This is a genomic window from Achromobacter sp., from assembly GCF_036567245.1.
Taxonomy (GTDB): domain Bacteria; phylum Pseudomonadota; class Gammaproteobacteria; order Burkholderiales; family Burkholderiaceae_B; genus Achromobacter.
This window is the reverse complement of sequence record NZ_DATCUY010000465.1, coordinates 1-5,488: the sequence shown is the minus strand read 5'-3', so window position 1 is coordinate 5,488 and position 5,488 is coordinate 1. Positions and strand designations below refer to the sequence as shown.

The 5,488-nt window shown below is 66.7% G+C and carries 6 protein-coding genes and 1 pseudogene; all 7 read right to left on the bottom strand.

What is annotated here, in order from left to right; genetic code table 11:
* Window positions 1-755 (bottom strand): VacJ family lipoprotein (locus VIR09_RS19825; RefSeq protein ID WP_332014413.1); only part of this gene is annotated, 755 nt, incomplete at its 3' end.
* Window positions 756-836: 81 nt separating this feature from the next.
* Window positions 837-1,334 carry an outer membrane lipid asymmetry maintenance protein MlaD gene (mlaD, locus tag VIR09_RS19820; protein WP_013390958.1) on the bottom strand — a complete coding sequence of 166 codons (498 nt, stop codon included), beginning with the start codon at window positions 1,332-1,334 and terminating at the stop codon, window positions 837-839.
* Between the two features lie 12 nt (window positions 1,335-1,346).
* Entirely contained in the window at window positions 1,347-2,135 is a 789-nt protein-coding gene (mlaE, locus tag VIR09_RS19815; RefSeq protein WP_258129569.1) for a lipid asymmetry maintenance ABC transporter permease subunit MlaE, read from the bottom strand.
* The gene (locus tag VIR09_RS19810; RefSeq protein WP_332014412.1) at window positions 2,132-2,968 is read right to left on the bottom strand and encodes an ABC transporter ATP-binding protein; all 837 of its coding nucleotides are present in this window, start codon (window positions 2,966-2,968) and stop codon (window positions 2,132-2,134) included. The genes mlaE and VIR09_RS19810 overlap by 4 nt, the downstream gene beginning before the upstream one ends.
* Window positions 2,969-3,211: 243 nt before the next feature.
* Window positions 3,212-4,273, bottom strand: a complete 1,062-nt coding sequence (locus tag VIR09_RS19805) for a nitronate monooxygenase (RefSeq protein ID WP_332014411.1) — start codon at window positions 4,271-4,273, stop codon at window positions 3,212-3,214.
* 18 nt (window positions 4,274-4,291) lie between these two features.
* Window positions 4,292-5,269 carry a tripartite tricarboxylate transporter substrate binding protein gene (locus VIR09_RS19800; RefSeq protein ID WP_332014410.1) on the bottom strand — a complete coding sequence of 326 codons (978 nt, stop codon included), beginning with the start codon at window positions 5,267-5,269 and terminating at the stop codon, window positions 4,292-4,294.
* Window positions 5,270-5,280: 11 nt separating this feature from the next.
* Window positions 5,281-5,488: pseudogene (locus VIR09_RS19795) on the bottom strand (MFS transporter); the annotation flags it as partial.

Genomic DNA, 5,488 nt, shown 5'->3' with positions numbered 1-5,488 from the left:
GGGGTGTCGTCCCCTTCGTCTTCGTAGTTGGGCAGGGAGGATTCGTCATCCACCTTCTGGCCCAGCACCATGGCGGCACGGCGCTGCAGGTAGGCGTCGCGGACGAAGCTGTACGGATCGAGCGCCACGCGGTCGACCGTGTCGGTGGCGTCCAGCAGGCTGGCGCGCGTGTCGACGATGCGCAGGCCCCACAGCGAATTGCGCAGGGGCACGTTGTCGATCGCGTCCACGCCCATGTAGCCGTAGGTCGTGCCGGCGTAGTCGCCGATCAGGCCTGCGCCGTCGCGCACCGACGACGAGCCGAAGAACGGCAGCACCAGGTACGGGCCCTGGCTGAAGCCCCACACGCCCAGCGTCGTGCCGAAGTCGTTCGGGATGCGGCGCGCGCCGTTGGCCGAGGCAACGTCGAAACAGCCGCCCACGCCCATGGTGGTGTTGAACAGGAAGCGGCCCAGCGTGTTGACGAAGTCGTGGCCGCGGCCTTGCAGGAAGCTGTTGGTACCGGACCAGAGGTCGCCGACGTTGCTGAAGATATTGTGTACGCAGCTGCGCACCGGCTGCGGCGTGACGAAGGTATAGGCCTGCGCCACCGGCTTGAAGACGGCACGGTCGACCGTGTCGTTGAATTTGTAGACGCCCCGGTTGAAGCCTTCCCAGGGATCGCGGGGATCGGGATTCTGCGGCGCGGCGCAGCCTGCCATGAGTGCGCCTGCGGCGGCGACGGTAGCAATCCTGCAAATAGCTTTCTTGTTCATGATCAGGGCATCCCTATCAACGATTCTTATGATATTGCGTACTCTGGACGCGCTGCTGTTACCGCGTCTGTCGCATTGTCTTTAATTTGGCGTTTTCGCGGCGGGTTCCGGCGCGTTCGAGCCTTGCTTTTCCGCCGACCCATACAGGAACTGGCTGATCAGTTGTTCAAGCACAACAGCGCTTTGCGTGTAGCGGATCTTGCCGCCGTCGGCAAAGTTTTCCTCTTCGCTGCCCGCGCTCAGGCCCAGGTATTGTTCACCCAGCAGACCCGACGTCAGGATGGACGCCGAAGTGTCCTTGGGGAACTGGTAGGCCGTTTCCAGGTTGACCGAAACGACCGCCTGGAAGGTTTTGTCATCGAACGAGATGCCGGCAACCCGGCCCACGACAACTCCCGCGCTCTTGACGGGCGCGCGCACCTTGAGGCCGCCTACGTTATCGAAGTTGGCCGTCAGCGTATAGGTCGGCGCGAAGGAAAAGGTGCTCAAGTTGCCGGCGCGCAACGCCAGGAATGCCAGCGCGACCGCGCCCAGCAATACAAACAGGCCTACCCAGAAGTCGGTTTTTTCGCGAGACATGATCGATCCGTATCAATTTCCAAACATCAAGGCGGTGAGCAGGAAGTCCAGCCCAAGTACCGCCAGCGAGCCCACCACCACGGTGCGCGTGGTCGCGCGGGCAACGCCTTCAGGGGTGGGCTTGGCCTGCCAGCCCTCGTAGAGCGCGACCAGCGTCACCGTGACGCCGAAGACCAGGCTCTTGATGACGCCGTTGGCCACGTCCTTCCAGACGTCGACGCCGTTCTGCATCTGCGACCAGAACGCGCCAGCGTCCACGCCGATCATGAGCACGCCCACGACCCAGCCGCCCAGGATGCCCACCATGGAGAACACCGCTGCCAGAATGGGCATGGCGATGATGCCGCCCCACAGGCGCGGCACCAGCACGCGGCGTATCGGGTCCACGGCCATGACTTCCATGGCCGCCAGTTGTTCGCCAGCCTTCATCAGGCCGATTTCCGCGGTGAGCGAGGTGCCCGCACGGCCCGCGAAAAGCAGCGCCGTGACCACGGGCCCCAGTTCGCGCACCAGCGACAGGGCCACCAGCAGGCCCAGCGCTTCTTCCGAGCCATAGCGGTTCAGCGTGTAGTAGCCCTGCAACCCCAGCACGAAGCCCACGAACATGCCGGACACGGCGATGATCAGCAGCGAGTAGTTGCCGATGAAATGGACCTGCTGCGACACCAGGCGCGGACGCGTCAGCGCAATGCCGCTGCGCGCCAGCATGGCGCCGAAGAACCGGGTGAAGTAGCCGATGCCGGAGACGCGGTTGCGCACCCAGCCGCCCAGCGCGCCGATGGCGTTGTTGGATCCGCTCATGCGCGGCGCCCCTCCTGTTGCGAAAGCCACTTCTTGAAAGCGGGCGTCTCGGGGTATTGGAACGCGACAGGGCCGTCGGGCTCCCCTTTGAGGAACTGCTGCACGTAGGGGTCCTGCGACGCCGACAGCGTTTCGGGGGTGCCGGAGGCGGCAAGCTTGCCCTGCCCGACCAGGTACACCTGGTCCGCGATGGAAAACGATTCCTGCACGTCGTGCGTGATCAGCACCGAGGCACAGCCGAGGCGGTCGGCCAGGCTGCGGATCAGGCGGGCGGTAATGCCTAGCGAGATCGGGTCCAGCCCGGCAAAAGGCTCGTCATACAGTATGAGTTCGGGCTCCAGCACCACCGCACGGGCCAGCGCGACGCGCCGGGCCATGCCGCCGGAGATTTCCGCCACCTTCAGGTGCGCGGCCGCGCGCAGGCCTACGGCGTCGAGCTTGTCCAGCACGCGCTCAGTGACTTCCGGCTCCGACAGCTTGGTGTGCTCGCGTAGCGGAAAAGCCACATTTTCGAATACGTTCAGGTCGGTGAAGAGCGCGCCCTGCTGGAACAGCACGCCCATGCGCGTGCGCAGCGATTCCAGTTCAGCGCGGTTGACGGTGGCCATGTCCTGGCCGAAAGCCAACACCCGGCCTTGCTGCGCGGTGAGCTGGCCGGTGGCCGCCCGCAACAGCGTGGTCTTGCCCGAACCCGAGCCGCCCATGATGGCGACCACCTGGCCGGCGCGCACGTCCATGGAGATATCGCGCAAGACGGTGAAATCACCATAGCCTAGCGCCACACCTTCCAGGCGCAGGGCGAATTCCGTGGTCTTGCTTGTTTGAGCGGGCATGGGCAACGAACGGGTGTTTCGGCGGCGGAGCTTGCCCTGCTGTCCGATAGGCGCGTCCGGCAATACTCGGAGCCGGCGCGGCGAAGACAGGCGGCGTCGGGAAGCGCCCTGTTACTCATATGCCGGGGGCGAGGCAGGGCCTGGGCTCCCGGCGGCGAGGCGCCATTGTAGCCCGACGCTTTGTAATCACAACGCGGGAGCCCGCAAGTGGAACAGTGTTTTCGGCTCAGGGAACAATACCGGTCAGCGCCGCGCCTGCGCCGCCGCCGTCTCCCGAGCCAGCCGTGCTACCAGGTCGGCGGTGGTCTCGTGCCGAGCGAGCGGCGCGCCCTGGCCGGCCCACAGGGACAGAACGTCAAGGTTGCCGGCCTTGCCGCCCGCTGTGCGCATGGGACGCGTCAGTGCGTTTTGCAGGGGATACGGCAGGATGTCGGCCGCGATGGCGTCGGCCTCGCGCATGAAGGCGTTCTCGATGCCGCGGGCGGGGCGTCCGGAAAACGCCCGGGTCACCCGGGACTGTTCCGCCCGGGAGGCGGGCAGGAGCGCCTTGTAGGCCTGGTTGATGCCGGACTCCTCGGTGGTCAGGAAGGCCGTCCCCATTTGGGCCAGATCGGCGCCCAGAGCCAACGCGGCAGCGATGCCGCGGCCGTCCATGATGCCGCCGGATGCAATAACAGGGACGGATACGGCATCGGCTACCTGGGGCACCAGCGCCATGGTGCCGATCAGCGATTCCTCGAAACCGCCCAGGAAGGTGCCGCGATGGCCGCCCGCCTCGGCGCCCTGCGCCACGATGGCGTCCACGCCGTCCTGCTCGAGCGCGACCGCTTCGCTTACGGTGGTCGCGGTGCCCACGGTCAGGATGCCCAGCTCGCGGCAGCGCGCGATGGCCCCAGCCGGCATGCGGCCGAAGGTGAAGCTGAAGACGGCCGGGCGCACGCGCAGGATGGCCTCGATCTGCTCCGGCAGCGGGTCCGCCTGCGGTCCGGGCGCGGCGGGAGCCGCCAGGCCCAGTTGCTGGTGGTAGCGCGCCATCAGGGCCAGCATGCGCTTGGCGTCGCCGCGCATGGGTTCTTCCGGCACGGATGCGAACAGATTGATGGCGAACGGCAGCGGCGTGCGCGCGCGGATGTCGCGCGCCGCCGCTTCGATCTGCTCGGGGCTCATATAGGCCGCCCCGAGCGAACCCAGGACTCCCGCCTTCGATGCTTCGGAAACCAGCTCCACCGTCGTGGCGCCGCCGGCCATGGGGGCCTGGACGATGGGATGGTGGAGCTTGAGCAGATCAATCAGACGGGCAGCCATGGGAGGTCTCCTGGAGGGTTACTGGAGCTGGATGTTCCCAGCCTTGATGACGTGGGCCCACTTCTCGGTTTCGCTCTTGATGAAGGCGCCGAATTCCTCGGGCGTGCCGCCGCCGGCCTGGCTGCCGGTGTCGGCGATGGCCTTCTGCACATCCGGTTCCTTCAGGATGCGGTTGAACTCGGCATTGAGCTTGGCGATGATGGGTGCGGGCGTGCCGGCGGGGGCAACAATGCCTTGCCAGTTGTAGGACTCGAAGCCGGGCAGGCCGGATTCGGCCATGGTGGGCACGTCGGGCAGCACGGCCAGGCGCTTGGCGGAGGTGACCGCGATGGGGTGGATCTTGGCGCCCTGGATCGCAGGCAGCGCGGAATAGCCCATTTCGAACATCATCGAGATATGGCCGCCCATCAGGTCGGTCGCGGCCAGGCTGCCGCCCTTGTAGGGCACGTGGACGATGTCGATCTTGGCCTGTTCGCGGAACATTTCGCCGGACAGGTGATGCGCCCCGCCCACGCCGGACGAACCGAAGGACAGCTTGCCGGGCTGCTTCTTGGCCAGCGCGATCAGGTCCGCCAGCGTCTTCACGGGCAATTCGTTGTTCACGCTCAGCACCAGCGGGCTGTTCTCGATCAGGATGATCGGGGCCAGATCCTTCTGCGGGTTGTACGGCATGTCCTTCATCAGCGTCGGGTTGACCGCCATGGGCGCCAGGTTGCCCGTGCCAATGGTGTAGCCGTCCGGCGCGGCGCGCGCGATCAGGTTGGTGCCGACCACGCCGCCCGCGCCCGCCTTGTTCTCGACCACGATGGGCTGGCCCAGCGAGTCGCCCAGCTTGCGCGCCAGGAGGCGCACCCGGGTATCGGCGAAGCCGCCCGGCGCGTAGGGCACGATCATGGTGATGGGCTTGGCCGGCCAGTCGGCGGTCTGAGCCTGGGCGGCGCCGCTGAAGGCGGCAACGGCCGCCAGGGCGGCAATCAGGGGACGCAACGGTTTCATGCAGATGACTCCTAGTTCTGGTTATGGCGCGAGCCGCCCCGCGGGCCGCTCGCGATCGCATTATGCCCAGCGACCTTGTCATCTGTCGTGATCTTTCCCAAACGCCATGCGGACAGGGCCAGCAGCGCCGCACTGGCGGCCAGCACCTGCGGCAGGCCCGCGCCCCAGCGCGCCGCCCAGGATGCCAGCAGCGGTCCCAGGATCTGGCCCGCGGCGAAC